General features: G+C 67.6%; 27 protein-coding genes. 7 read left to right on the top strand and 20 right to left on the bottom strand.

Annotated elements, in window-relative coordinates; translation table 11 throughout:
• Nucleotides 1-19: 19 nt before the first annotated feature.
• The 3 genes from AB7878_RS03255 to AB7878_RS03245 all read right to left on the bottom strand — a co-directional run bounded on the left by AB7878_RS03255 (nt 20) and on the right by AB7878_RS03245 (nt 2,931).
• Complete coding sequence (locus AB7878_RS03255; protein ID WP_369492982.1) at nt 20-334, bottom strand: EthD family reductase; 315 nt, start codon at nt 332-334, stop codon at nt 20-22.
• 50 nt (nt 335-384) lie between these two features.
• Nucleotides 385-690, bottom strand: a complete 306-nt coding sequence (locus tag AB7878_RS03250) for a putative quinol monooxygenase (RefSeq protein WP_369492981.1) — start codon at nt 688-690, stop codon at nt 385-387.
• Nucleotides 691-894: 204 nt separating this feature from the next.
• Nucleotides 895-2,931, bottom strand: a complete 2,037-nt coding sequence (locus AB7878_RS03245) for a M13 family metallopeptidase (protein WP_369492980.1) — start codon at nt 2,929-2,931, stop codon at nt 895-897.
• Nucleotides 2,932-3,110: 179 nt separating this feature from the next.
• Between AB7878_RS03245 and AB7878_RS03240 the strand changes: the two genes are divergently transcribed.
• Both AB7878_RS03240 and AB7878_RS03235 read left to right on the top strand, forming a co-directional pair.
• On the top strand, nt 3,111-3,659 hold the full coding sequence (locus AB7878_RS03240; RefSeq protein ID WP_369492979.1) for a GNAT family N-acetyltransferase: 549 nt from the start codon (nt 3,111-3,113) through the stop codon (nt 3,657-3,659).
• A complete protein-coding gene (locus AB7878_RS03235) occupies nt 3,656-3,982 on the top strand; it encodes a non-heme iron oxygenase ferredoxin subunit (protein WP_369492978.1) in 327 nt (108 codons plus the stop codon). The genes AB7878_RS03240 and AB7878_RS03235 overlap by 4 nt, the downstream gene beginning before the upstream one ends.
• Here the strand turns inward: AB7878_RS03235 and AB7878_RS03230 are convergent.
• Nucleotides 3,979-4,755, bottom strand: coding sequence for a MipA/OmpV family protein (locus AB7878_RS03230; protein WP_369492977.1), 777 nt, complete (start codon nt 4,753-4,755; stop codon nt 3,979-3,981). The two genes, AB7878_RS03235 and AB7878_RS03230, sit on opposite strands and share 4 nt — an antisense overlap.
• Before the next feature lie 179 nt (nt 4,756-4,934).
• On the opposite strand from AB7878_RS03230, the gene AB7878_RS03225 reads away from it, so the two are divergent.
• The 3 genes from AB7878_RS03225 to AB7878_RS03215 all read left to right on the top strand — a co-directional run bounded on the left by AB7878_RS03225 (nt 4,935) and on the right by AB7878_RS03215 (nt 8,259).
• Nucleotides 4,935-5,633, top strand: a complete 699-nt coding sequence (locus AB7878_RS03225; protein WP_369492976.1) for an MtnX-like HAD-IB family phosphatase — start codon at nt 4,935-4,937, stop codon at nt 5,631-5,633.
• Between the two features lie 61 nt (nt 5,634-5,694).
• A complete protein-coding gene (locus AB7878_RS03220; RefSeq protein ID WP_369492975.1) occupies nt 5,695-7,095 on the top strand; it encodes an aspartate aminotransferase family protein in 1,401 nt (466 codons plus the stop codon).
• 456 nt (nt 7,096-7,551) lie between these two features.
• Nucleotides 7,552-8,259, top strand: a complete 708-nt coding sequence (locus AB7878_RS03215) for a YceI family protein (protein WP_369492974.1) — start codon at nt 7,552-7,554, stop codon at nt 8,257-8,259.
• Nucleotides 8,260-8,310: 51 nt separating this feature from the next.
• Here the strand turns inward: AB7878_RS03215 and AB7878_RS03210 are convergent, their stop codons facing one another.
• The 4 genes from AB7878_RS03210 to AB7878_RS03195 all read right to left on the bottom strand — a co-directional run bounded on the left by AB7878_RS03210 (nt 8,311) and on the right by AB7878_RS03195 (nt 11,074).
• On the bottom strand, nt 8,311-8,694 hold the full coding sequence (locus tag AB7878_RS03210) for a hypothetical protein (protein WP_369492973.1): 384 nt from the start codon (nt 8,692-8,694) through the stop codon (nt 8,311-8,313).
• 149 nt (nt 8,695-8,843) lie between these two features.
• Nucleotides 8,844-9,128 (bottom strand): hypothetical protein, encoded by a 285-nt coding sequence (locus AB7878_RS03205; protein WP_369492972.1) that lies wholly within the window; start codon nt 9,126-9,128, stop codon nt 8,844-8,846.
• A 441-nt stretch (nt 9,129-9,569) separates the two neighbouring features.
• Nucleotides 9,570-10,802, bottom strand: coding sequence for a beta-ketoacyl-[acyl-carrier-protein] synthase family protein (locus AB7878_RS03200; RefSeq protein WP_369492971.1), 1,233 nt, complete (start codon nt 10,800-10,802; stop codon nt 9,570-9,572).
• Entirely contained in the window at nt 10,802-11,074 is a 273-nt protein-coding gene (locus tag AB7878_RS03195; RefSeq protein ID WP_369492970.1) for an acyl carrier protein, read from the bottom strand. Before AB7878_RS03195 ends, AB7878_RS03200 begins: the two co-directional genes overlap by 1 nt.
• A gap of 92 nt (nt 11,075-11,166) precedes the next feature.
• Here AB7878_RS03195 and AB7878_RS03190 point away from each other — a divergent pair, with 92 nt between their 5' ends.
• The gene (locus tag AB7878_RS03190) at nt 11,167-12,237 is read left to right on the top strand and encodes a peptidogalycan biosysnthesis protein (protein WP_369492969.1); all 1,071 of its coding nucleotides are present in this window, start codon (nt 11,167-11,169) and stop codon (nt 12,235-12,237) included.
• A gap of 114 nt (nt 12,238-12,351) precedes the next feature.
• On the top strand, nt 12,352-13,230 hold the full coding sequence (locus AB7878_RS03185; protein WP_369492968.1) for a hypothetical protein: 879 nt from the start codon (nt 12,352-12,354) through the stop codon (nt 13,228-13,230).
• 185 nt (nt 13,231-13,415) lie between these two features.
• Here the strand turns inward: AB7878_RS03185 and AB7878_RS03180 are convergent, their stop codons facing one another.
• The 12 genes from AB7878_RS03180 to AB7878_RS03125 all read right to left on the bottom strand — a co-directional run bounded on the left by AB7878_RS03180 (nt 13,416) and on the right by AB7878_RS03125 (nt 25,614).
• On the bottom strand, nt 13,416-13,844 hold the full coding sequence (locus tag AB7878_RS03180; RefSeq protein ID WP_369492967.1) for a hypothetical protein: 429 nt from the start codon (nt 13,842-13,844) through the stop codon (nt 13,416-13,418).
• Between the two features lie 23 nt (nt 13,845-13,867).
• Nucleotides 13,868-15,415 (bottom strand): hypothetical protein, encoded by a 1,548-nt coding sequence (locus tag AB7878_RS03175; RefSeq protein ID WP_369492966.1) that lies wholly within the window; start codon nt 15,413-15,415, stop codon nt 13,868-13,870.
• A 137-nt stretch (nt 15,416-15,552) separates the two neighbouring features.
• Nucleotides 15,553-16,770, bottom strand: a complete 1,218-nt coding sequence (locus tag AB7878_RS03170) for a DegT/DnrJ/EryC1/StrS family aminotransferase (protein ID WP_369492965.1) — start codon at nt 16,768-16,770, stop codon at nt 15,553-15,555.
• Between the two features lie 15 nt (nt 16,771-16,785).
• On the bottom strand, nt 16,786-17,199 hold the full coding sequence (locus AB7878_RS03165; protein ID WP_369492964.1) for a DMT family transporter: 414 nt from the start codon (nt 17,197-17,199) through the stop codon (nt 16,786-16,788).
• Nucleotides 17,196-17,570: an EamA family transporter gene (locus tag AB7878_RS03160; protein ID WP_439653761.1), complete on the bottom strand. Its 375-nt coding sequence runs from the start codon at nt 17,568-17,570 to the stop codon at nt 17,196-17,198. Before AB7878_RS03160 ends, AB7878_RS03165 begins: the two co-directional genes overlap by 4 nt.
• Nucleotides 17,571-17,572: 2 nt before the next feature.
• Nucleotides 17,573-18,409, bottom strand: a complete 837-nt coding sequence (locus AB7878_RS03155) for an alpha/beta hydrolase (RefSeq protein WP_369492963.1) — start codon at nt 18,407-18,409, stop codon at nt 17,573-17,575.
• 671 nt (nt 18,410-19,080) lie between these two features.
• A complete protein-coding gene (locus tag AB7878_RS03150; protein WP_369492962.1) occupies nt 19,081-20,028 on the bottom strand; it encodes an efflux RND transporter periplasmic adaptor subunit in 948 nt (315 codons plus the stop codon).
• Nucleotides 20,025-20,774 carry an ABC transporter ATP-binding protein gene (locus AB7878_RS03145; protein ID WP_369492961.1) on the bottom strand — a complete coding sequence of 250 codons (750 nt, stop codon included), beginning with the start codon at nt 20,772-20,774 and terminating at the stop codon, nt 20,025-20,027. Before AB7878_RS03145 ends, AB7878_RS03150 begins: the two co-directional genes overlap by 4 nt.
• Before the next feature lie 5 nt (nt 20,775-20,779).
• Nucleotides 20,780-21,910, bottom strand: a complete 1,131-nt coding sequence (locus AB7878_RS03140; RefSeq protein WP_369492960.1) for an ABC transporter permease — start codon at nt 21,908-21,910, stop codon at nt 20,780-20,782.
• Nucleotides 21,910-23,346 (bottom strand): efflux transporter outer membrane subunit, encoded by a 1,437-nt coding sequence (locus AB7878_RS03135; protein WP_369492959.1) that lies wholly within the window; start codon nt 23,344-23,346, stop codon nt 21,910-21,912. The genes AB7878_RS03140 and AB7878_RS03135 overlap by 1 nt, the downstream gene beginning before the upstream one ends.
• Before the next feature lie 151 nt (nt 23,347-23,497).
• Nucleotides 23,498-24,931, bottom strand: a complete 1,434-nt coding sequence (locus tag AB7878_RS03130) for a sensor histidine kinase (RefSeq protein WP_369492958.1) — start codon at nt 24,929-24,931, stop codon at nt 23,498-23,500.
• The gene (locus tag AB7878_RS03125; protein ID WP_369492957.1) at nt 24,928-25,614 is read right to left on the bottom strand and encodes a response regulator; all 687 of its coding nucleotides are present in this window, start codon (nt 25,612-25,614) and stop codon (nt 24,928-24,930) included. The genes AB7878_RS03130 and AB7878_RS03125 overlap by 4 nt, the downstream gene beginning before the upstream one ends.
• Between the last annotated feature and the right edge of the window lie 264 nt (nt 25,615-25,878).

Raw genomic sequence — 25,878 nt, 5'->3', positions numbered from 1 at the left:
GCTGCCATCGTAGGCCGGGTCAAACGTCCCGGCTGGCGAACAGGAACATCTGGACGCCCGAGTCATCCGGCGCGAAAAGCCGGCGGTCCGCCCCGGCCGCTCGTCCCTCGGGGCTTGCGAACGCCTTTTCGATCGCCGCGAGGTCGTCGAAATGCAGCGTGCCGATCCGATGGATGCCGGCGGCGCCCACCGGGGTCGCGATGGGGCCATCGCTCACCTCGTATTTCCTGAGGCCGGGAATCTTCCAGGCGAGAGGCACGTGGATGTCGAAGTAATGCCGGTCGAATGCCTCGCTGTCCTTCGGTGTACGGTAGATCACCAACATCCGGGCCATGGTGGTTCTCCTCGTGGGTTTGCGTGACGCAGGTTCTGGCAGGGGTGTCATCAGCGGGCTTCGCGCGCCACCGTCGAGCCCATGACCGAATCAAGGCTTGCCAGCTCGGCGATTTTCGGGAAGCAGGCTTTCATGCGCGGATCGTTGCGCATCGCCTCGACGGCGGCGGGACTTTCCCATTCGGAATAGATGACGACGCCGGCGCCATCCGTGGCCGCGATCAGCTGGGTCTTCCTCCAGCCGTGGAGCGTGCGGACCACGCTGTCGATGTTCTGCTTCAGGAGCGCGACCAGCGCATCCTGCTTGCCGGGTTCGACCTTCAGCAGGTTGATCAGGACGACGGACTCGTCGGACATGGCATGCCTCCTTCTGTTCGGGACATGCCAAGGACGATCCGGCAGGTGGAAACGGATCGCGGCGCGGAAGATTTTTTCGAGGCCCGGCTTCGCCCGTCATCTCGCGGCCAGGCCCGGTGCGGTCGCGCATGCGTGCGGCGCGGAGGTCGGATACAAAAAAGCCGCGGCATCGCTGCCGCGGCTTTCCCGTTCGACCAGGCGCAATTACCAGATCTTCACCCGCTTCTCCCCATCCCGCACCATCGCGTCGCCGCCCTTGCACTGGAACGCCTCGGCGAACGCGGGCATGTTGGACGGCGCGCCGATCGCGCGGAATTGCGCGGGGGCGTGCGGGTCGGTGTTGAGCAGGGTGAGCTGGGCTTCGGGACGGATGCTGCCGCGCCACACGCGCGCCCAGTTGAGGAAGAAGCGCTGATCCTGGGTGTAGCCGTCGATCTTGGCCTTCGCCTCGGCGGGATTCTTCGCCAGCGCCATCTGCAGCGCGTCGTACGCCACGTTGAGGCCGGCCAAGTCGCCGATGTTCTCGCCCATGGTGAGGCGGCCGTTGACGTGCTTGCCGGGCAGCGCCTCGTAGCCGTCGAACTGGGCGGCGAGCTTGTCGGCGCGTGCGTCGAAGGCCTTGCGGTCGGCGTCGGTCCACCAGTTCGCGTTGTTGCCCTTGGCGTCGAACTTGCTGCCCTGGTCGTCGTAGCCGTGGCCCATTTCGTGGCCGATCACCGCGCCGATGCCGCCGTAGTTCAGCGCGTCGTCGGCCTTGGCGTCGAAGAACGGGCTCTGCAGGATCGCGGCGGGGAACACGATCTCGTTCTTCTGCGGGCTGTAGTAGGCGTTCACCGTCTGCGGGGTCATGCCCCATTCGTCGCGATCCACCGGCTTGCCGATCTTGCCCACCATGTAGTCGTAGTTGAACTTGCGCGCGGCCTGCACGTTCGCGTAGTAGTCGCCGGGCTTGAGGGTGAGGCCGCTCCAGTCGCGCCACTTGTCCGGATAGCCGATCTTGGGCGTGAAGCTGGCCCATTTCTCCAGCGCCTTCTGCCTGGTGGCGGGGCTCATCCAGTCGAGCTTCTCGATGCGCGCCTTGTAGGCGGCGCTGAGGTTCGCCACCAGCTCCTGCGCGCGCTGCTTGGAGGCGGCGGGGAAGTGGTCGGCCACGTACAACTCGCCCAGCGCCATGCCCATGCTGCCGTTGACGGTGGCTAGCACGCGTTTCCAGCGCGCCTGCATCGCCTGCTGGCCGTTCAGCGTCTTCTCGTTGAACGCGTAGTCTTCCTGCTGGAACGGCTTGGAGAGGTAGGGCGCGGCACCGTCGATGGCGTGGAAGCGCAGGTAGGCCTGCCACTCGGCCACCGGCGTCCCGGCCAGCATCTGGTCGAATTCCGCGAAGAATTTCGGCTGCGACAGCGAGAAGCCGTCGCCCACGTTCGCACCCTGCGCCTTGAAGAACGCGGCCCAGTCGAAGTGCGGAGTGACCTGGTCGGCTTCGGCGAGGCTGATGTAGTGGTAGCGGTTCTCCGGCTTGCGCATCTCGGTGGGCACCAGCGAGGCGGTGGCGAGTTTCGTCTCGAACGCCAGCACGGATTTGGCTTGCGCCTGCGCGGCGGCGGCCGGCGTGCCGGTCAGCTCGAACAGCTTCGCGATGTGCGCCACGTAGGCGCTGCGGATCTTCGCGAAGTCGGGCTTGCTGTAGTAGTCGGGCGTGGGCAGGCCGAGGCCGCCCTGGCCGGCGTAGGCGATCTCGCGGTTGGAATCCTTGAAGTCGCCGTTGCCGTAGAAGCGGAACGCCACCGGGCGGCCTTGTGCGTAGCTGTCGCGGATGTAGGCGGCGATGCCGGCGCTGTCCTTGAGGCCGGCGATGCGCGCCAGCACCGGCTTGATCGGCGCGTAGCCGGCCTTGTCGATCGCCGCCTCGTCCATGCCCGAGGCGTACAGCCAGCCGATCTTCTGCTCGATCGAACCGGGCTTGGCCTGCGCGACGTGCTTGGCCGCCTGCTCAACGATCGAGTGCTGGATGTCCAGGCTGTCCTCGCGCAGCGCGTCGAACGAGCCCCAGCGCGTGCGGTCGGCGGGAATCGGGTGCGCGGCCACCCATTTCGCGTTGACGAAGCCGTTGAAGTCCTGGCAGGCGTTGATCTTGGTGTCCAGCTCGCGGATGTCGAACGAAGTGGCGGGCGCGGCGATCGCGCCGGTGGTGAGCGACAGGGCGACGGCCAGTGCCAGCGGCTTCGTGTAGCGATGGGTCATGCAGGTGATCCTCGGAGCGTTGCGGTGCCGCGCGATGCACGGGTGAAAGAATTTGCGAAACCGCAGGCTAGGGCAAATCCGCGGGGCAGGCCACAGTGACTTAGGTCATGGATGCGCCGGCGCATGGCGGCGACCATGGACCGGTCGCCAGCGTCGGCGACAGCCCCTAACATGCGCGCATGAACGAATCCGTCCCCACTGTTTTCCGCCCGGCCACCACGGCCGACGTCCCAGCCATCGTGGCCCTGGTCGAATCCGCCTACCGTGGCGATTCCGGCCGCCGCGGCTGGACCACCGAATCCGACCTGCTGGACGGCCAGCGCACCGATGCCGCCGGTGTTGCGGCGCTGCTGGACCAGCCCCACGGCATGGTGCTGCTGGCCGAGCGCGACGGCGTGCTGCTGGCCAGCTGCCACATCGAGCAGCACGACGATTCCGGCTACTTCGGCATGTTCGCGGTCGATCCCGCGCAGCAGGGCGGCGGACTCGGCAAGGCCGTGCTGGCCGAGGCCGAGCGCATCGCGCGCGAGTCGTGGCAGTGCCGCGCGATGCACATGACGGTGATCGTGCAGCGCGCGGAGCTGATCGCCTGGTACGAGCGCCGCGGCTATCGCCGCACCGGCGAGTACCAGCCGTTCCCCTACGGCGATGCGCGTTTCGGCATCCCGCGCCGCGACGACCTGCGCTTCGAGGTGCTGCGCAAGGAGTTCGCCGGGGTGCCGGCATGAGCCTAGTGGATGAGGGCTGGGTGCGCGTGGGCACGCGCAGCGAATTGCTGCCGGGTGAATTCAAGGTGGTGTTCGACGGCGACACGCCGATCGCGGTCTACAACCTCGGCGGCGACTTGTACGCGATCGAGGACGTGTGCACCCACGACGGCGGCGACCTCGCCGGCGGCGAGGTGTTCGGTTTCGAGGTGGAATGCCCGCGCCACGGCGCGCGCTTCGACTTGAGGTCCGGCGCGGTGACACGCCCGCCCGCGGTGGAGCCGGTGAGCTGCTTTCCGGTGCGCGAGGAAGCCGGCGCGATCTGGACGCGCGACGATCGCTAGAAGTGGTAGACGAAGGCCAGCGATTCGGTGAACTGGCTGCGTGAGCCGTACTGGCGCACCAGCGGGCTGGCTGCGGCATCGCCGAGCAGGCAGCCGTATGCCAGCGATGCAGCCAGCCCGGTGTGCTGGCTGGTGGGCAGGAACAGGTCGTACTCCAGTGCAGCGAGCTGGCTGCCCGTGTCCGGTTGCCACACCGGCACGCCCAGCGCCTGCGCCGAAACCGGCGTGATGCCGAAGAAGCGCTGCATCGCGCCACCGTTCATGGCCTGCCAGCGCAGCTGCAGCGACTGCTCCACGAGGCCGATCTTGGGCGGATCCCATTCCGCGTACAGCTCCAGGTAGGCGCCCGCGCCGTTGATGTCGTGGCTGAGGCGCATGCCGGCGTCGAGCTGCTTGCTGAAATCCCATTCCAGATAGCCGCCGCCGGTGGCGCGCGGCGCCAGCGTGGGGATCTTGCCGGCCAGCCGGCCGAGGTCGTCGTGGTCGCGGCCCCACTGGTAGTCGCCGTACAGGCCGCCGTGCAGGTGCGTGCCGCGGATCAGGTCGTACTGCAGGCCGTCCTCGGTGGACAGGCTGAAACCGTATTGCGGCAGCTCGATGTCCACGAACGGAATCGGGTCGCTGCGGTGCGTGCGCGCGCCGGCCCAGCTCGGCATGCGCTGCACGCCGGCACCGATCGCCAGCGTCGGCGTGTCGGCGGAGTCGGCCATTGCGCCGAATGGCAGCGCGAGGCACAGCAGGGCAGGCAGCAGGCGGGAGCGGGCGACGGACATTGGGGCAGTAGCGATGGGGAGCCGGATCAGCTTAACGGCCATACGCGCGTCCGGTTGTCAGCGATCACATTTCCGCTCAGCGGCGGTTCGGCTCGCGATCAGGGACCAGTCGTGGGAAAGGGCGCCGAAAGGCAGCCTGCCTACCGTGCCACTCATCATTGTTGCGAGCGTGCCCCCCGATGCCCGTTTCCGGCTGGACCATCCTGTGCGACTTCGACGGCACCATCTCCGTCGAGGACGTGATCGACTCGCTGCTCGACCGCTTCGGCCGGCCGGGCTGGGAAGTGCTGGAGCAGGACTGGCGCGCCGGCCGCATCGGTTCGCGCGAGTGCATGGCCGGCCAGGTCGAGCTGCTGCAGATGACCCGCGCCGAGCTGGACGAGCACCTGCGCGAGCTGTGGATCGATCACGCCTTCCCGGGCTTCGTGGCGAAGGCGCGCGAGCTCAACGTGCCGATCCGCATCGTCAGCGACGGCCTCGATTACGCGATCCACCAGATCCTCGGCCGCTACGGCCTGGACGACCTGCCGCTGGCCGCGAACCACCTTGCGCCCGCCACGCCGCCGAAGCAGTGGCAGCTCACCTCGCCGTTCCAGGCCGAAGGCTGCCGCAGCGGCACCTGCAAGTGCGCCTGCGTGGCGCAGGCCCGCACCACGGGCGGCAAGACCCTGCTGATCGGCGACGGCGCCTCGGACTTCTGCGCGGCCGACCGCGTGGATTTCGTATTCGCCAAGCACCGCCTGATCGAGCATTGCCGCGCCGCCGGCATCCCGTACATGCCGATCACCGGCTTCGAGGACGCGCTGGAATACCTGCCGCGCCTGCTCGACGGCACGCTGGCGCAGCACGCGCGCTATCACGAAGCGGCGGCGGCCTGAGCGGCCGCTTCTTCGCTTTATCCGCAACACCCTCCGTCACCGCTCCCCCGGATCGATACCCATGAACATCGACAAGAACGCCGTCGGTTTCATCGACGACGCGCAACTGCTCGCCGACGAGGCCAAGTACAGCTCTTTCGGCGACACCGTGCATTACGTGGACCCGCCGAAGATCTTCCGCCACGGCGAAGGCAGCTACATGTTCGACACGGCCGGCACGCCGTTCCTCGACCTGCAGATGTGGTACTCGGCGGTCAACTTCGGCTACGGCAACAAGCGCCTCAACGACGCGCTGAAGAAGCAGATCGACGTGCTGCCGCAGGTCGCCAGCCAGTACCTGCACCAGACCCGCATCGAGCTGGCCAAGACCATCGCGCTGGACGCGAAGAAGAAGTTCGGCCTTGACGGCCGCGTGCACTTCAACGTGGGCGGCGCGCAGGCGATCGAGGATTCGCTGAAGATCGTGCGCAACGCCTGCAACGGCAAGAGCCTGATGTTCGCGTTCGAGGGCGGCTACCACGGTCGCACCCTGGGCGCCTCGTCCATCACCTCCAGCTACCGCTACCGCCGCCGCTTCGGCCACTTCGGCGAGCGCGCGATGTTCCTGCCGTTCCCGTATCCGTTCCGCCGCCCCAAGGGCATGACGCCGGAAGAGTATTCCGACAGCTGCGTGCGCCAGTTCGAGCGCCTGTTCGAGACCGAATACAACGGCGTGTGGGATCCCAAGACGAACCAGTGCGAATACGCCGCGTTCTACGTCGAGCCGATCCAGGGCACCGGCGGCTACGTGCTGCCGCCGATGGGTTTCTTCAAGGGCCTGAAGAAGGTGCTCGACAAGTACGGCATCCTGATGGTGTCCGACGAAATCCAGATGGGTTTCTGGCGCACCGGCAAGCTGTGGTCGATCGAGAACTTCGGCGTGACGCCGGACATCGTGGTGTTCGGCAAGGCGCTGACCAACGGCCTGAACCCGCTGTCCGGCCTGTGGGCGCGCGAGGAGCTGATCAACCCGACCGTGTTCCCGCCAGGCTCCACCCACTCGACGTTCAACTCCAACCCGCTGGGCACCTCGCTGGGCCTAGAAGTCATCAAGATGGGTTACGAGCTGGACTACGAGACCACCGTGCCGAAGAAGGGCGCGCACTTCCTCGACGGCCTGCGCGACCTGCAGAAGAAGCACAAGGAAATCGGCGACGTGGATGGTCTGGGCCTGGCGCTGCGCGCCGAGATCTGCACCGACGACGGCTTCACCCCGAACAAGGCCCTGCTCGACAAGATGGTCGACATCGGCCTCGCCGGCGACCTGGAGCACAACGGCAAGAAGATCGGCCTCGTGCTCGACGTGGGCGGCTGGTACAAGAACGTGATCACCTTCGCGCCCTCGCTGGACATCACGCACGAGGAGATCGATCTGGCGATCGCGCTGCTGGATCAGCTGCTGACGAAGGCCAAGAAGGGCTGATAGCTGGCCACGCGTTGCAAACGAAAGGCCCGGCGGGAAACTGCCGGGCCTTTTGCTTTTCGGCCCTCTGCTTTTCTCCCTCCCCCTCCGGGATGCGGAGAAGGGCCATGGATGGCCCTGCTTTGAGGAGTGAGGAAGAGGGGGTGAGGGGCGGGTGCTCGCGACGATCTCGATTTCCCCTCGCCCGCTTGCGGACGCGGAGAAGGGCCATGGAAGGCCCTGCTTTGAGGAGCGAGGAAGAGGGGCAGGGGAGAGGGGCTTTTGCTTCTGCGCTCACACAAGTCGCAGAACGATTTCGGACGCCGATCCGTGTCGATTTATCTGCCGCTCGTTCGTTGCATGGGTGGAAGGGGGCGCGGCCAAGGCGAAGGAGCGCAAGCCGTGAAACGCGGGTGGCGATCATTCGCGTCGGCAGCACCCACCGGGATACTTCAACTTGATACGGAGCAGCTTGCCATGAACAACATTGTTCGAACTGCTTTTCGGCCGTTTGCCGCCGGCGCGGTCGCCATCTTGATCGGCATGCATGGCATGACGTCCCGCGCGGCCGACGTGGCGGCGCCACCTGCCACGCCTCCGGTGACTGCACCACCTGCCGGCGTGTATCACATCGACAAAGCCCATGCGAGCCTCCAGCTTCGTGTAAGTCACATGGGATTCTCGACATACACCACGCGATTCAGTCGCTTCGATGCGACCTTGACGTTTGATCCAGGCAACATACCTGCGTCCAGGCTGGTGGCTACCATCGAAACCGCCTCGCTGGAAATGGATGCGGCACCGAAGATGTGCATCGATATCGTAAAGGGGCCCCAGCTTCTCGACGTGGCAAAGTTTCCCGAGATCGTCTTCCGCTCGGAAAAAATCCAGATGACCGGCGCCAAGTCATTCGAGATCGAAGGCACCCTGGATCTGCACGGCGTCACCCGTCCATTGACGCTCACCGGCACCTACAACGGCGGCTACGCGGGAATACCCGGCATGGATCCGCATGCGCGCATCGGATTTTCCGCGCACGGAGCCTTCAAGCGCTCGGATTTCGGTATGGGATTTGGCGTGCCTGCACCGGGCACGACGATGGGGGTGGGCGACCTGGTCGACGTGACCCTGGAGGCCGAGTTCATTGGGCCGGCATTGGCGAACACTGCCGGCAAGCCGCACTGACGTCAGTCATGAAATGCGGTCCATTTGTCCCTGACACCTTTTCGACGTTTTTCAGGCGCCAATCGGTAGCGATTGAGCCCGCTCCTCAAAAACGGGGTTGAGCGGGTCATCTCGATTGGCGGCAATTTTGTAGTAGAAGGTAAGGCAATTCCCTTCACACACGATTTTTCGCGCATAGATTGCAAAATAGAAAGGTCCGTGACCAATCGACATCGGGCCGCCATGGATGTCAACTAATACGCTGAACGGTCGGAATTTTGGATTCTTCTTGAAATGTAGTTTTTCATCAATGGTAGCAAAACGATCGACGTAAGACTGCTGCAAGAAGCGTGTAACTTCCTTCGGGTTTCTTCGGGCTGGGAGAATCGACAAGAGCCTGCGGATTCCATCGGGATAGGATTCTTCAAAGATGATCCAGCCTGCTCCATGGTTCATAAGTGTCTAACACCAAGTAGGTTCAAGGCTGGGGAAGATAGATAACCGTCCACTCGTGGTAGGCGAATACATAGGCCGCGACACCAACTGGCGCGGTGTATGAATGTTCGTAAGGTATGCGAATCTGAAGGTGCACGGGCTTATATAAATCAATCTTTTTTTACTTCAACTTGTATTCGTTGCTGCATTAGCTGGCCTTGATCCATCTTTACCAAAGAGCCATCCACGAAGTAATAGTAAACGCCATCACCAAACGTCCATACCTCCTCATCACCTTGAGCGGCGACCATTCTTGGAGGTGTCCAGTTGTTAAAGGACCTGGCCCAGTTGTCACGCCATTCGTTATAGGACATTCCGAGACGCGGGCGAAAGGTGGTACACGCCGCCAACAGCAAAGTGGCGATTAGTATGGCTGTCGTCTGTAAACGCTTCATTTTCCACCCCTGTCAGCTGGGCCGATGACACTCTAGCAGACGGTTGGGAGAGGTGCGGCGACAATGAGCCGCAAGCTCGCGGCGTTTGGCTTCTGGCGCGCAGGATGCGCGCCTGCTCTTCGGGGCCCCTCGGCGGCGGTGAGGCGGGGACGATCAGGCCGCGCAGCGGGCATCGCCAGGGAGGGCGATGCCTTTTCGCGCGGGCAGGAGCCCGCTCGAAAAGCCCGGCCACGACTCACGGACTTTCCGTCCATGGATGGACGGAAAGCGGTGCCGCGGGGTGCTCTTTCTCTTTGGCTACTTTCTCTTTGAGCACGCAAAGAGAAAGTAGCTCGGGCGCCGGCAGGCGCACGAAACTGCTTTGTTGCTTGCGATAGTGCGAGGGCAAAGGCCCCTCTCCCCCGACCCCTCTCCCGCAAGCGGGCGAGGGGAGCAAGACGCTTAAGGCGCTCGCTTCAACGCCAGCACGGCGTTGAGCCCCCCGAACGCGAACGAATTGCTGAGCACCGCCCGCACCGGCATCTCGCGCGCCGTGTTCGGCACGTAGTCCAGGTCGCAAGCCGGGTCGGGCTTGTCGAGGTTCGCGGTGGGCGGCACCACGTTGTCGCGCAACGCACCGATCGCGGCCACCAGTTCCAGCGCGCCGGAGGCGCCCAGGGCGTGGCCGTGCATGGATTTGGTGGACGACACCGCCAGCTTGTCGGCATGCTCGCCGAAGGCGAGCCGGATCGCGCGGGTTTCGGTGACGTCGTTGGCCTGGGTGCCGGTGCCGTGGGCGTTGATGTAGTCGACGTCCTCGGGGTTGAGTTCCGCTTCGGCGAGCGCCTGGCGCATCGCGGTCGCGGCGCCTTCGGCGCTGGGCATCACGATGTCGCTGGCGTCGGCGCTCATGCCGGAGCCGGCGAGTTCCGCGAGGATGGTGGCGCCGCGCGCCCGTGCGTGTTCCAGTGACTCCAGCACGAAGATGGCGGCACCTTCGCCCAGCACCAGGCCTCGGCGGTTTGCGCTGAACGGGCGGCAGGTGTCGTCGGAGAGCACGCGCATCGCTTCCCACGCGCGCAGCGCGCCGTAGCTGAGGCAGGCCTCGGTGCCGCCGGTGACTGCCACCTCGGCCATGCCGAAGCGGATCATCTGCGCCGCCTGGATGATCGCGTGGTTGGCCGAGGCGCAAGCGCTGGCCACCGCGTAGGTGGCGCCGCGCAGGCCGTAGGCGATGCTGATCTGGCTGGCCGAGGCATTGGTCATCAGCCGCACGATGGTGAGCGGGTGCGTACGGCTGGCCTTCTCCGCGTACAGCCGGCGGCTCTGTTCGTCCTGGGTGGTCTCGCCGCCCACGCCGGTGCCCACGATCACCGCGGTGCGCTGGCCCAGGCCGTCGCGGGTGAAGTCGATGCCCGAATGCGCGATGGCCTCGCGCGCGGCGTGCAGCGCGAATTCCGAGGTGCGGTCGAGCAGGGGCAGGGTGCGCTCGTCGATGCCGGTGGCCGGGTCGAAGCTTTCCGGCACCTGGGCGGCGATCTTCACGCGCAGCGTGTCGCTGTCGCGGTGGCGCAGCGGGCCGATCGCGCTGCGTCCCTCGCGCAGGCCTTGCCACAGCGCGCGGGCGCCCACGCCCAGAGGGCTGATCGCGCCCATGCCGGTGATGACGACCCGGCGTGTCTCGATGGTGGGCATTACGCGTGGCCTTCGCCGGCGGCGGCCTTCTCGTCCAGCGCATGCTGCACGGCGTCGACCAGGCTCTGCGCGGTGTCGCTGTCGAAGTTCGCCCCCTGCTGTTCGGGGAAGTGGATGTCGAAGTGCTCCTCGATGTCGAAGATCAGCTCGATCGCTTCCAGCGAGGCGATGCCCAGGTCCTTCAGCGTGGATTCGGGTTTGACGTTCGCCACGTCGACCTTGGCCTGCTTGGCGATGATCTCGAACACTTGCTGCTGGGTCGTTCCGGTCATGACGGATCCTTGGTGGCAGGCGACAATGGGCGCACCTGAACCGGCTGGGCCGGCCCGGGCGACCCCCATAGTCTAGGCAAACCCGCTTACTCATGCCTTTCATTTCGCAACTGGAACCGGACGCGCTGCTCACGGCGTTCATGGACGAGCCACCGATCGGCTTCACCGCGGAGCGCTCGCCGCAGGGCATGCCGGGCTTCGTGGCGCCGTTCGACCTGCTGACCACGGCCGACGACGCGCTGCGCCGCCGCGTGGCCACGCTGCCGCTGTACCGCCACTGGCGCCGGCTGCTCAGCTGGCGCACCCGCTTCGCCGGCACCACGGTGTCCGAGTACGCGCCGCTGCCGGCCGGGGTGGCGCCCGCCGAACTGGCCAAGGGCCTGAAGGCCGCCTGGGGGCGCGAGTGCCGGCTGCTGATCGTGAAGGACATCGCGCAGGATTCGCCCCTGCTCGACGAGGCCGGCAACGCACATGCGCACGACTTCGGCGCCGCCTGCGCGGCGGAAGGCTTCGTACTGCTGGAAGGCCAGGCGCTGGCCTACGTGGCTATCGACTTCGCCACGGACGACGACTACCTGGCCCGGCTCAGCTACAGCCGCCGGAAGAACCTCCGCCGCAAGCTGCGTTCGCGCGCGCAACTCGACATCGACGTCGTGCGCACCGGCGACGCACGCTTCCGCGACGAGGCGACGCTGGCGGCGTACTACGCACTGTTCGATGCCGTGTACGCACAGAGCGAGATCCACTTCGACCGGCTGAGCCTGGACTTCTTCCGCCGCGTGCTGCGCGACGCGACGAGCGGCGGCGTGCTGTTCGTCTATCGCCATGAGGGAAAGATGATCGGCTGGAACCTCTGCTACGAGCACGACGGCAAGCTGATCGACAAGTACGTCGGCTTCGCCTACCCCGAGGCGCGCGAGCACAACCTGTACTTCGTCAGCTGGATGCACAACCTGGGTTACGCGCGCGAGCGTGGCCTGACGCATTACGTGGCCGGCTGGACCGACCCCGAGGTGAAGGCCTTCCTCGGCGCCAGCTTCACCTTCACCCGCCATGCGGTGTACGCCAGGAACCCCGTGCTGCGCGCGCTGCTGCGCAAGCTCGGCGGCCATTTCGAGAGCGACCGCCAGTGGCAGGACGCTGCGGAGAAAGACGATGAATGAATGTCATGCGATGAGTTGCCCCGTCAACCCCGCACCCGTCGTAGGTCGGGCTTCAGCCCGACATGCCAGGTGCGTCGGGCTGAAGCCCGACCCACGAATCGCGGGGGGGCGCGCATGAACATTTCCGTGCCACGCCCCGTGGTGCTCGACATCGACGGCTCGGTGGGCGAGCTGCCGAACCGCCTCGTGCTGCCCTTGGCCGAGTGGCAGGAAGCGATCCGCTTCGGCTGCTCGTTGGCCACGATGCGCCGCTTCACTGCGCAGCTGGACGCGCAGCTGCCCGCGCAGTACGGTACCGTGTTCACCGGCTCAGGCGATTTCCACCACCTCAGCTGGCCGCTGGTCGCGCGGCTGAAGCCAGCGACACCGATCCAGGTCGTGGTGCTGGACAACCATCCCGACAACATGCGGTTTCCGTTCGGCGTGCACTGCGGCTCCTGGGTGCGCCGCGTGGCCGCGTTGCCCTTCGTGGAGCACGTGCATGTGCTGGGCATCACCTCGCACGACATCGGCGCAGGCCATGCGTGGGAGAACTACCTGACCCCGCTGCTGCGCGGCAGGCTCACGTACTGGAGCATGGGCGTGGACACCGGCTGGTCGCGCCGGTTGGGCATCGCGCGCGCGTTTCGCGGTTTCGACCATCCCGATGCGCTGGTCGACGCCTTCGTCGAAGCTCAGCGCAAGCAGGTGTTGCCGACCTACCTCACCATCGACAAGGACGCGTTCGCACCGGAAGTGGCGCACACGAACTGGGACCAGGGCCGCCTGCAGCTCGATCACGCCTTGGCGCTGATCGGCAGCCTGCGGCACGGCCTCGCGGGCAGCGACATCAACGGCGAGGTCTCGCACTACCGCTACCAGGCATGGTGGAAGCGCAAGCTCTCCGCGATGGACGAACAGCCCGCGATCGATCCCGTCCAGCTCGCCGGCTGGCAGGCGCAGCAGCATGCGCTGAACTTGAAGCTGCTTGAAGCCATCGCGGAGCGCGGCTGACTTCAGCCGTTGGTGATCCCAAGCACGCCGCGAGCCAGCTCGCATTTCTCGTCACTCTGCCGCGGTCTGTTGCCGTTGGTCATGCAGCAGCGTGGCCCGGGGGTATGCATATCCCCTCCGGCGCTGACGGGTATTCGGAAGCCATGCGTTGTCGAACACCAACAACCAAGAAACTGAGGCGCAGATCAGTCGGCATCGCCCCGGCCGGACGGTGGCTGTTTTTCGGGAACGCAGGTCAGTTGCAGGGCGTCGCAGCGTTGCCCTTGCGCGCACCCGCCGGTTCGGCCGTAGCAGGTACAGACTGCATTGCCATTTTCCCCGCGTACGCCAAAGCCAAGGCAGGCCTTGCCGTTGATGCACGTTCCCCAACCGCCGTGAAGGCCGTGCGGAGCACAGTCGCCTTGGCTGGCCACGCGTTCCCACACGGGCGCTGATGGCATCGCCGGCAGCGGCGCGAACTTGGGCGAAGACTGGGCGACTGGCGAGGATTTCGCGTGTTCGTTCGCGGGTGGTCGTCCGGAGCACCCCGGCAAGACCGCCAAGGCAAACAGCAGCAACACGAACGATGAGCGTCCGGAAAGCATGTGGCCAAGCATCGCTTTGAGCCTGATCATGACGATTGCCTCCTCGCCGGCCCTCAGTAGGCGTAGTTCGCCTGCTGCAGGTGTTGTGTCTCACCCAGGTAGGTCCAGCGCTTCGGGCATCCCTGTGAGGAATCGGTGAGAAACCTCATCCAGACCGAACTGGCGCCTTGCCAGCCAACCTGGAGCATGGCGTCGTAGTCGCCCCAGTAGCCACGGCCAGAGTCGGAGCACACCGGGGTGTTGCGCAGGATATCCACGGGAAAGATGACCAGTGGATTGTCCGTGTTGGGGAAATAACCCAGCGTGGCGCGCGCGACATTCACCGTGCCGGTCTGGCCGTAGTGATACGCCCACGTCGCTTGCCAAGTCGGCGGCAGGCCGATGAAACCGGGCCATGCGGCCACTTCGGGATTGATGACATCGACCTGCGAGTTGCCCGGACCGCCGCCCTTGAAGGCCCACTGGGGTACCTGCGCACAGGCATGCAGGTCGGCGTAGCACGCGCTGGCGTCGATGTAGCGCGGACCGTTCGAGTCGCGTCGGACGTACAGCAGGCGGATAGCGTCGCTGCCGTTCGGCGAGGATGCCCCGACGTCGTACGACATGCTGTTGCCGAACCGTAGCGTCAACTCGGAGCCGTCCACCTGGGCACCGAAATCGAGCGAGCCGTAAAACACCGTGGGATAACTCGCCTGAATCGGCTTGCCCCACGAACCGCCAGACCAGCGATTGAGATAGATGTAGCTGTTCTGGTCTTGCCCGATCACCTGGGCGGCGACGTAGACCGAACCGTCGCGGGCCGCGCGCAGGCGCGGATGGGCCGCAACATACATGCCCGGGAAAGGAGGTGCGGTGAGCTTGAAGCTGCCGCTGTCGCTGGGGCTGCGATACACGGCAATCTGGCTGGTCGCGACGTCCACGAACGCCGCGAAGACCTCACCGGTATTCGATGCCACCATGCTCCCGCCATCGTAAAAATGGCCTTGGGTGGCGTCACCCACGCCTTCCACGGGCGAGGTGTCGGTCACGCACTGGTAGTTGGCAAAGGTCTTGCCGGAGTCGGTCGACTTGGCTATGCACGCTCCGCCAATGTAGGACTCGGGAGCAAACGGGTCGACCGATCCATCGATGCCACCAGCCGGGAACTTGCTGTTGGGCATGGCGAGGTTTGAGATGAACACGACGCTGTAGTTGGTCTGCGAGGTGGTGATCGCCGGATCGCCCCACAGCACCGCCCAGCCCTTGGGAGGCTTGAGCTTGCCGCCGTAGTGCCAACTGCCGCCTCCGTTGTCCGAATAGGACCAGCCCAGGTTGGAGGCGCCCTTGCTGATGTGCCGGGTCGTGCTGGTATAGGTAACGGCATTGCCGGCGTTGGTGTCGTCGTTGTACGTCACCACGATGCGCGTGACGCCTCCGGCCAGCGCAGTGGTCGCCGCTGTTTCGCTTTGGGTTCCCGATGCGGTGGGATCGCCCTTCGCCCCGGTTACCTCGTTGTCGTTGGAGCATGCCAACAACAAACCGGCCAGCAGCAAGGGGGCCAGGGCTTGGAAAAGCTTGGTGCGAGACGAGCGACTCGCGGGTCTCGAAGTGAATCCGCGCATAAGGACCTCCTAGAGGACACAGCGCACATCCGACCGAGGCGGCGAGGATACATCCGCCGAGGAACGGGAAACCAGTGGCCGGACGTACCCGCGATTTGGTGCGGCGGGACCTTCTTCCGTCCGTGCGGCGGACTGTTTCAACTTTGCGACAATACGGCCATCAGCGTCTGGCAAATGCCATCGAAATCCCGCTCGCCCATCCACGCGCTGTTGCCGATCGTGAGGCTGCGCGCGGCGAAGTCGCGGGCGTTCGGCACGGCGGCTGCGGGCACGATGCCGTCGAGGTAGGCGTAGTCGGGCAGGGCGTGGATGAACAGGCGGCTGACGCCGTAGCCGGCTTGCCAGAGTTGGTCCAGCGCGGCGTCGCGGCGGCGCTGGTCGGGCAGCAGCAGGAAGAAGAACGGCCAGCTGCCGTGCGCGCCGGCGGGATCGTCCAGCACGGTGACGCCGGGGAGTGCGCGCAGGCGTGGCAGGTGGTGCTGCGCGCGGGCGGTGCATTGTTCGAGGAAGGCGGGCAGGCGCCGGGCGGCGTGCGCGCCCACGGCCTGGCGCCAGCGACCCACGGCATGCAGGGGCAAGGGCAGGGCGAAGTCGTCGCCGACCGCGGCCACCGGGTCGCCATCGCGCAGCGCGCGGCGCAGCGGATTGCCGTAGGCGAGGCGCAGGCCGTGCGGGCGGTACAGCGCGGCGTAGCCCAGCAGTTCCACGCTGCGGCGCAGTTCCCAGCCGAGCTGGTATGGCGCGATGCGCGCGGCGGTGCGGGCGAGGCGTTCGCGCAGATCGGGATCGCGCGCGGCGAGCAGGCCGCCTTCGTAGATGGACAAGCCCTTGCCCGCGGCGAGACTGAAGAAGCCGAGGTCGCCGGCGAGGCCCACGCTGCCGCCGTCGCGCCGCGCGCCCAACGCCTGCGCGGCGTCCTCGATCACGTAGGCACCCACGTTGTTGGCCACGGCCAGCGCGTCGTCCACGTCGGCCACGCGGCCGGCGAGATGGGTGGGCAGGATCGCCAGCGTGCGTTCGTCGCAGGCGGCGCGCAGCCCATCCGGATCCATGTCGTAATGGCCGAAACGCAGGTCGCACAGCACCGGTTCCAGCCCGGCCTGGTGCACGGCCAGCGGCACCAGCGGGCAGGTGTAGGCAGGCATCACCACGCGGCGACGCGCCGGCTTCAGTTCGCGCAAGGTGGCGAGTGCGATCAAGAGGGCTGCGGTGCCGGAGCAGGTGAGTGCCAGCGGCGGCGTGCCGAGCTGCGCCGCGATGTCGGCGGCCAGCGTGGCCGCGCCGGGACGCAGGTCCGTCAGCTTCAGCGGCAGGCCGGCGGTGGGCGGCAGTTCGTGGTGGCGACGGGGCAGCATGCGCGCAGCCGGGGCTCAGGCCCGTGCCGGGCTTTCGTCCGCGTCCGGCACGTGCTCGCGGCTCTCGGCCAGCCCCAGGCAGACGATGCCGGCGACGATCGCAACGGCACCCAGCACGCGCGGCAGAGTGAGGTGCTCGTCGAACAGCCACACCGACAGCAGCATCACGGAGACCACTTCCAGGTGCGAGGCGGCGAAGGCGGGGCCGATCGGCGCGTGCTTCAGCAGGCTCATCCAGGTGAAGAACGCGCCCACGTAGCCGATCACGGCACCGTACACCCAGGGCTTGCCGAACAGCCGCAACAGCCATGCCACGTTGGCTTCGACAGGCAACGCGTGCATGCCTGCGTACTTGAAGCTGATCGCGCCGATGGAGTCGAAGCCCATCAGCAGCAGGAATCCGATCAGATAGAACCAGCCGCGCTTCATGCGCCTATCCCCACGATGACTACGCCCAAGGTCACCAGCAGGATGCCGGCCACGCGCAGGCGGGTGAGCTTCTCGCCGAACAACATGCGCCCGGCGACCATCACCGCCACGATATTGATCGAGCCAAGCAGGATCGCTTCGGAAAGAGGGAGAAGCGAGAGGAAGGCAATCCATATCAGGAACTCGACCACGTAGCAGCCGATGCCCAACCAGATCCACGGGCGCCGCGCCATATACAGCCAGCGCGCGAATCCGTCACCGGCTGCAGGGTCGCCGGCTGCGGCCTTGAACGCAAGCTGGCCGCCGGTGTCGAGCACCACATTGAGCACCCACAGGATGGCAACGAGCGGAGAGATGGAACCCGTCGGCACGATCAGGCCGCGGCGCGCTGGGGAATGTCGGCCGCGGCGACGCGGTCGAAGAACGCGGCGGAGCGCTCGATCAGGGTGCGACGTTCCTTGTCGATCGTGATCATGTGGTAGCTGTCGTCCAGCAGCAGCAGCTCGACCGGCGCGCTGACTTCGCGCATCACCAGTTCGGCATTCTTGATGCTGGCCACGTCGTCCTCGCTGGCGTGCGCCACCAGGCAGGGCGCGGTGACCTGCGCGAGCTGGCGGCGCACCGCGGCGGACAGCCCGTACATCTCGGCCAGCGAATACCAGGGATTGCCGGGCAGGCCGGCGGCGGCGCTGTCGCCGCCCAGCATCGCGGCGCTGACCTGCGCGCGCAGGCGCTCGTCGCGGATGCCGTAGGGCGGCTGTTCCATGAAGCTGCGGTCGCGGCCGATGCCGAGCTTCTTCAGGAACGGCAGCATGAAGGACATGCGCGCCATCCGCGGGATGCTCCAGCCGTCGTAGCGGAAGGTGGCGCCGTACACGCCCACGCCCGCGATCTGCTCGGGACGATCGGCGGCGAGCTTGAGCGAAAGCAGGGCGCCCATCGACAAGCCGCCCACGAACAGGTGGTCCACCTTCTCACGCAGCGCGTCGGCGGCCTGTTCCACGCTGGCATACCAGTCGCGCCAGCCGGTGGCGAGCAAGTCCTCGGCGTTGCCGCAGTGGCCGGCCAGCTGCATGCCGTGCACGGTGTAGCCGGCGCGGTTCAGGCCCTTGCCGAGCAGCTTCATCTCCATCGGCGTGCCGGTGAGGCCGTGGATCAGCAGCACGCCGCTGCGGCTACCTTCGAAGAAGAAATCAGTTTGCTGGATCACGCGCGACACCCAAGACGAATCGAGCCGCTGGAGGCGGCTTTTCAGGTGTACAGCTTCGCAGTGGGCGGTTTCCTCAGTCTTTCGACTGGTGTGGGATTGGCCTGCTCTCTGCTTTATTGCGAAATGCAAAGCTGTTTCGTGCGCCCTTTGGGCGCCCGAGTTACTTTCTCTTTGCGTGGCCAAAGAGAAAGTAACCAAAGAGAAAGGCCACCCCGATTGGCGCTTGCCGGGCATCCTGCCCGGCAAGTTCGTGAGACGGGGCCGGGCTTTTCGAGCGGGCTCCTGCCCGCGCGAAAAGGCGAGGTCATCCGTGGCCTCGCCCGCTGCGCGGCCTGATCGTCCCCGCCTCACCGCCGCGCAGGGGCCCCGGAAAAGCAGGCGCGCGTCGTGCGCGCCAGAAGCAACAGCAAAAGCAGAGCGCCGCTCATGGTGGTGCGCTCTTGCTCTTCTGAAAAGTGCGCGCCGGGAGCGCGCTGCTCTACCCGGAGCCCATGGATGGGCGCAGGGCGCGCCATCGGCGTGCTCTCTCTTTGGTTACTTTCTCTCGGGCACGCGAGAGAAAGTGACTCGGGCCGCGGCAGCGGCTCGAAACCGCCTTGTTTCGTGAGGGAGAGAGAGGACAGAGCCCCTCTCTCCGAACCTCTCCCCCACACGAGGGAGAGAGGCGAACATCAAGGTTTGCCGTCGGGCAGGAACCGCACGATCACCCGCTGCCCGATGCGCAGCTGCTGCTCGGGCTGGTCGAAGGCCAGCACGCATTCCACCGTGCGCGCGTTGGCGCGGATCTGCGGGTCGTTCTCCAGCGTGGCCGGGCCGTAGACCTGGCCCACGCGCAGCACATGGGCGCTCCAGTGGCCGTTCTCGGCGTCGTCGTTGGCAACCACTTCGGCGCGCATGCCGGGCTTCACCGCGGTGACGAAGCTTTCGTTGAGCTCGGCGCGCACGATGCGCGGCTTGTTCGGCAGCAGGGTGAACAGCGGGCCGGCGCCGGGCGAGACGCTGGCGCCTGGCTGGGCCGTCACATGCACCACCAACGCGTCGAACGGCGCGCGCAGGCTGCGCTGGGCCAGTTCGTACTTCGCCTCGGCCAGCTTCTGCGCGGCCATGTCCACCGCGGCCTGGTCGGCGTCGCGTTCGGCGCCGAGCTGGTTGCTGGCCTCGCGCGCGTCGTCGGCGCTCTGGCCGTCGCCCGCGCCGGCGGCAGCGGCGGCGGCGAGTCGGTCGGCGCGTTGCTTGGCGGCAGCCTGCTTGATCGCCAGCAGCTTGAGCTGGGCCTGCGCCTGCTCCAGCTGCGCCTGGGCGGCGTCCACCGCGAGCTGGGCGGGGCGGGTGTCCAGCGCGGCCAGCAGCTGGCCCTGCTTCACCTGTTCGCCCTCGTGCACGGCGACGGTGGCGAGCGTGCCTTCGCGCGGCATCGCCAGCGTGAGCAGGCCGCCTTCGATGTCGACGCGGCCGCGCGCCACCGCGGCGTAGCTCGGCGCGGCCGCCGTGGCGGCGACCGGTTCCGCGTGCCTGGAGCAGGCGGCGAGCAGCAGGGTGGCGGCCAGCGCGAATCCGGCGGGCCGCAGCAGCGCCGCGAGGCGCGCGGGCGAAGACGGGCGGGAGGCGGTCGGCTTCATGGCGGGGTTTCCTTGGTGGCGACGGCGTCGGGGCGCCGGTCGCTGAGAATGCGGCCGTCTTCCATCGCCAGCACGCGGTCGGCATGCGCGACCAGGCGCGGGTCGTGGCTCACGCACAGCACGGTGGTGCCGTGGGTGCGGGCGATGGTGTGCAGGATGTCGATGATGGTCTGGCCGTTGGCGGCGTCCAGCGCGCTGGTGGGCTCGTCGGCGAACAGCAGCTCCGGTTCCTTGGCCAGCGCGCGGGCGATCGCCACGCGCTGCTTCTCGCCGCCGGAGAGTTCCGAGGGGCGCAGCCTGATGCGGTGGGCCAGGCCCACTTCCTCCAGCGAGCGGCGGGCGCGTTCGCGCGCCTCCTGCTTCGACAAGCCCATGTGGTTGAGCGGCAGTTCCACCTGTTCCAGCGCGGTGAGCGCGGGGAACAGGTTGAAGCCCTGGAACACGAAGCCGGTGTGCTGCAGTCGGAAATACTCCAGCGCGCGCAGGTCGAGCTGGCCCAGTTCGCTGCCCAGCGCATGCACATGGCCGCTGTCCACCTTCTGCAGGCCGCTGAGGACCGCCAGCAAGGTGCTCTTGCCGCAGCCGGAAGGGCCGGAGATCAGGGTGAGCTCGCCGGGATCGATGTCCAGCGACAGCTGGTCCAGCACCTGGGTGTGCTGGCGGCCGGAGTCGAAGGCCTTGCACACGCGGTCGGCTCGCAGGATCGGAGCTCGTGGTGTCGTGGCAGTGGCGATGGCGTGCGGCATCCCGTTCACCTCAGCAAGGTGGCCGGATCGATCCGGCGCATGCTGCGCATCGCCGCCATGCCGGAGACCGCGGCCTGGCCCATCACCAGCGCGATGCAGGCGATCGCGGCCAGCGGGCCCAGCTCCACCGGTACGTCCTGGCTGCGCGCCAGCAGCAGCACCACCACGCCCAGCACGGTGGCACCGATCAGGCCCAGCGCGCCCACCCAGAACGCCTGTTCCAGCACCACCTTGCGCAGTGCGCCTACGCCCACGCCCAGCGCGTTGAGCGTGGCGTACTCGCGCACCGAGCCTTGCACCGCGCCCACCAGGGTCTGGCTGGTGATCACCGCGCCGACCAGGAACACGATGCCGGCGAGGAACAGCACGCCGGCGCCCGCGCCGGTGTCGAACAGCCAGTACATCACGGAGATGTGGGCGAAGTTGGCGGCGCTCCACGTGGTGTAGGGGCCGAACTCGCTGCTGCCGCGCAGGCGAATGGCCACGGCGTCGGCCTGGGTCGGATCGCGCAGCTTGGCGACGAGGTAGGTGGGGCCGTTGTCGGCGGCGTCGGTGTCCAGTTGGCGCGCGGTGTCCAGCGAGGCGATCACGTTGATGCCGCCGAGGCCGCGCAGGCCGCTGCTGATGCCGACCACGCGCACGCGATGGCCGTTGATGGTGGCGGTCTGGTCCAGTGCCACGCCCAGCTTGTCGAGGTCGGCGCGATCCACGATCACTGCATCCGGTTCGGCCAAGCGTGCGCGCAATGAAGGCGGCAGCACCCTGGAGAGCATCAGGCCGTCGGCGGCGGGATCGATGCCGGAGACGAACACCGACACGCCGCCGGTCTCGCCCGTACCACGCCAGTCGCCGTCGATCCATTCGTAAGGCTCGACCCGCGTCACCGCCGGGTCCATCAGGATGCGCGATTCCACGTTGGCGTCGATCGAGCGGCCCGAGCCCACGCTCTGGGTGCCGGGGAAACCGACCCACACGTCGGCGGACGAACCGGTGATGTAGACGCTGGTGGCGCCGAAGATGCCCAGCACCAGCGCCAGTTGCAGCAATTGCAGCAGGCCGGCGAAGCCCACCGCGATCATGGCGGGCAGGAAGCGCCGCCATTCGTAGACCAGGGTCTTGCGCGCCAGGGCCACCATCAGGGGGATGCCTCGGCGGACTTGCCGGATTTCGCACCGGGCGGCGCCTCGTCCGCCGGCAGCGGCGCGCCGCCCAGCGCCTTGAACAGCGCCACGTAGGCGAGGCTGCGGCTGGCGCGCGCATCGGCCAGCTCGATCGCGGCCTGCTCGGTGGCGAGCCGGCCGTCGGCCAGCGAAAGCGGGCTGTCCAGTTTCAGTTTCACGCGGGTCTCAAGCGTGCCGTCCACGCGCGCGAGCGCCTGCCAGGCGTCCTGGCTGTGCTGCTCGCGCTGCTGCTGCTGCTGCAGCGTGCCCAGCGCGGTTTCCACTTCTGCCACGCCCTGCAGCACGGCCTGCCGGTAGGCCAGCACGGCGGCCTTGAGTTCGTGCGACTTGGCGTGCTCGGCGGCGGCGCGGATGCCCCAGTCGAACAGCGGCATGTCGAACAGCGGGCCCACCGAAACCAGCCCGTTGGAGACGGTGTGCCTCTTGTTGTTGTTGAGGTCGGAGGCCCAGATCATCGAGGCGCCGAGGCCGAGCTTGGGAAAGCGGTCGGCATGGGCCACGCCCAGCTCGCCGGCGGCGCGCAGCACGTCGGCTTCGGCATGGGCGATCTCGGGGCGCGTGCGCAGCAGGTCGGCCGGCGTGCCGGGCAGCGCCCACGCGCCGAGTTGCGGCTGCGGGCCGGGCTGCAGCCAAGCCGGATCGGGGTGGTTCTGGCCCAGCAACACGGCCAGCCGCTGTGCCGCGGCGTTGATCGCCTGCCGCGGCGCGGCCAGGGCGGCCGCGGCCTGCGCCGCCGCCGCCTGCGCCTGGTCCACCGCGCCGGGCGGCGCCAGCTGCAAGCGCTGGCGCACCGTGAGCAGATCGAGCTGGCGGCCGCGCACCTCGCCGATCTGCAGCAGCAATTGCTCCTGCTGCTGGGCGGCGCGCAGCTCGATCCAGTTGCGCACCACCTCGGCCACCACCGACACGCGGGCCGCCTGCAGGTCGGCCGCACCGGCGTCCAGCGTGCCCCGGGCCTCGCGGCGGGTGCCTTGGGCGCGGCCGAACAGGCCGAGTTCCCAGGTGGCGTCGAAGCCGGACACCAGGTACGAGGCGCTGGCATCCGGGTCGATCGTCTGTTCGGTACGGGCGTTCAGTGAGGGCAGGTAGCGCGCATGCTCGTGGCGCTGCAGGATGCGCGCGGCGCGCAGCCGTTCGACCGCCTGCGCCACGTCGAGGTTGCGCGCCAGGGCCTGGTCGACCAGTGCGTTCAGCGCCGGATCGTCGAACGCGCGCCACCAGTCACGCAGGTCGGCGGGTGCAGCCGACTGGGCCGCCATTGCGTGCTGCCATTGCGCCGGGATCGGCGGGTCCAGCTTCGGCATCGCCACCGAGCAGCCGGCGAGCGCGATGGCAGCGCCGAGCAGGGACGCGCGCCAGTGGCGGCGCGGCACGATGGCGGCCTCAGCCATGCCGATCTCCGCGTGTTGCGGAGCCGGCACGACGTCCGGCGTTTTCGATGAGGATCAGGGCCACGGTCAGGTCAAGGGAGCAATAGGAGGTGAAGGCGCGGGTAACGACCGTGCGAGTCCGCCCAAGGATACAGGCCGGGTGCGGGGGCTGTCAGCGCGCCGTTGGCGTTCCGGGGGGCGGCGCCGCGCCGTCGCGGGTGCGCGGAGCGGGAAAACGCACCTCCACGCACAGGCCGCGCTCCTCGCCGAGCTGGTAGATCACCTCGGCGTGGTGGCGTTCGGCGATACGCTGCACGATCGCGAGCCCCAGGCCACTGCCTTCCTCGCTGGCACCCGGCGCGCGGAAGAAACGCTCGCTGAGCCGCGGCAGCAGTTCGGGCGGCACGCCCGGGCCATTGTCCTCGACCACGAGGTTGGCGCCGCCGTCGGGCCGCGCCTGCAGGCTCACGGTGACGGTACTGCCGCGGCCGGCGTAGCGGATGCTGTTGTCGATCAGGTTGTCCAGCAGGTCGTGCACGCTGGCAGCATGGCCGTCGATGCTTAGCGCCTGCTCAGGCCCCTGGTAGCCGAGGTCCACGCCGGCCGCCAGCGCCTCGTGCACGCGCTGCATCACCGCCTCGGGGATCAGTCGGGTGAGTTCCAGCGGCACGTGCTCGACCGTGTCGGTCGACGGCGCCTGCGCGCGGGTCAGCGACAGCAGCTGTGCGGTGGTGCGCGCGGCGCGCTGGGTGAGCCGGCGGATGTGGGTGAGCGCGTCGTGCACGTTCGCCGGGTCGGGGTCGGCCAGCGCACGCTCCACGTGCAGGCTCAAGCCCGTCAGCGGCGTGCGCAGCTGGTGCGCGGCGTCGGCGATGAAGCGGTCGTGCAGCGCCAGCATGCCGCGCAGGCGGGCGAACAGTGCGTCGATGGTGCGGGTCAGCGGCAGGATTTCCTGCGGCACGTCCGGGCCGCCGATCGGAGTCAGCTCGTGGTTGCGCCGGGCCAGCCGCAGGGTCAGCGGATCGAGCACGCGCAGGCCGTGGGTGACGCCGAACCACACCAGTGACAGCACGCAGACGATCAGCAGCGCCTGGGTGAGGATCGCCAGCAGCAGGATGCTGCGCGCCTGCGCGTGGCGGTCGTGCAGGGTCTCGGCCACGGTGATGATCAGGATCTCGTCGGGATGGTTGCTCGATGCCGTGCTCAGCGTGACCGCGCGCAGCGGACGGTCGTCCATGCGGGTGTCGAACAGCTCCGGCGCCGCCCCCACCGCTGGTGCCTGCGCCGGCCGCGGCAGGTGGCCGTTGCCGGCCAGCAGGCCGTGCTTGCGGCTGACCACGCTGAAGTAGCTGTCGCCGTTGGGGTCGTACTGCAGCAGGAAACGCGCCTGCGGGGTCAGTTCGCCGCCCAGTTGCTCGTTGCCCATCATCTTGGCCAGCGTCAGCGCGTCGTTGCCGAGGTCGCGGTCGTGCACGTGATTGGCGTAGCTGAGCGCCACGCCGTAGGTGAGCAGGATGTCCAGCACCAGCAGGATCGCCACCGGAATCAGCAGGAAGCCCAGCAGGCGGCGGCGCAGGCTGGGGCGGCGGGCAGGGGCGTGGTTCATGCGGGCTTGCCGTCCTCGGCGGCTTCTTCCAGCAGGTAGCCCAGGCCGCGGATCGTGCGCACGCCGGTGCCGCTGCCTTCCAGCTTGCGGCGCAGGCGGTGGATGGCGATGTCCAGGCCGTTGTCGGTGAGTTCCTCGTCCCAGCTGCACAGCGCCTCGATCAGCTGGGCGCGGCTGGTGACGCGGTCGGCACGCAGCGCCAGCGCCTCCAGCAGGCCGAACTCGCGCGCGGTGAGCTCCAGCGGCTCGTCGTCCAGCCATGCGCGGTGGCCGGGCAGGTCCAGCCGCAAGCGGCCAAGCTTCAGCTCGGGCACGCCATGGCTGCTGCTACGGCGCAGCAGGGCGCGCACCCGTGCCTCGAATTCGCTGAGCGCGAATGGCTTGACCAGGTAGTCGTCGGCGCCGAGGTCGAGCACGCGGATGCGCTCGTCCAGCCCGTCGCGCGCGGTGACCACCAGCACCGGCACGCCGGCGCCGCGCGAGCGCAGCCGGCGCAGCACCTCGCTGCCGTCCAGCTGCGGCAGGCCCAGGTCCAGCACCAGCAGGTCGTAGTCGTGGTCGCGCAGCGCGGTATCGGCCAGCTGGCCGCTGGCCACGTGGTCCACCGCGTGGCTGCCGTGGCGCAGCGACGCACAGATGCCTTCGGCGATGGAGGGATCGTCTTCGGCCAGCAGGATGCGCATTGAAGTGGGAATTCCTTCGCGGTGATGGCGCACAGCTTGCCATGCGGCGCCAGTCCGGCAGCTTAGCGGGGGTGCAGCCCCGGATGTATGACCTCTGGCCTATGACGACAAGGCCGCGCAGGCGCAGTCTGGGCAGATCACCGGCGTAGGGGAACGCGAATGGGGTCGATCAGGGGCAGGGGCGGGCTGTGGCTCGCCGCGTTGGCCGTGGGTTGGTGCGGGTGCTGCGCAACGGGTCTCGCCCAGGAGGCACCTGCACCGGCT

Source organism: Rhodanobacter humi (assembly GCF_041107455.1).
GTDB lineage: Bacteria > Pseudomonadota > Gammaproteobacteria > Xanthomonadales > Rhodanobacteraceae > Rhodanobacter_A.
Note: the sequence above shows the minus strand (reverse complement) of the source record. Positions and strands in the feature narration are given on the sequence as shown.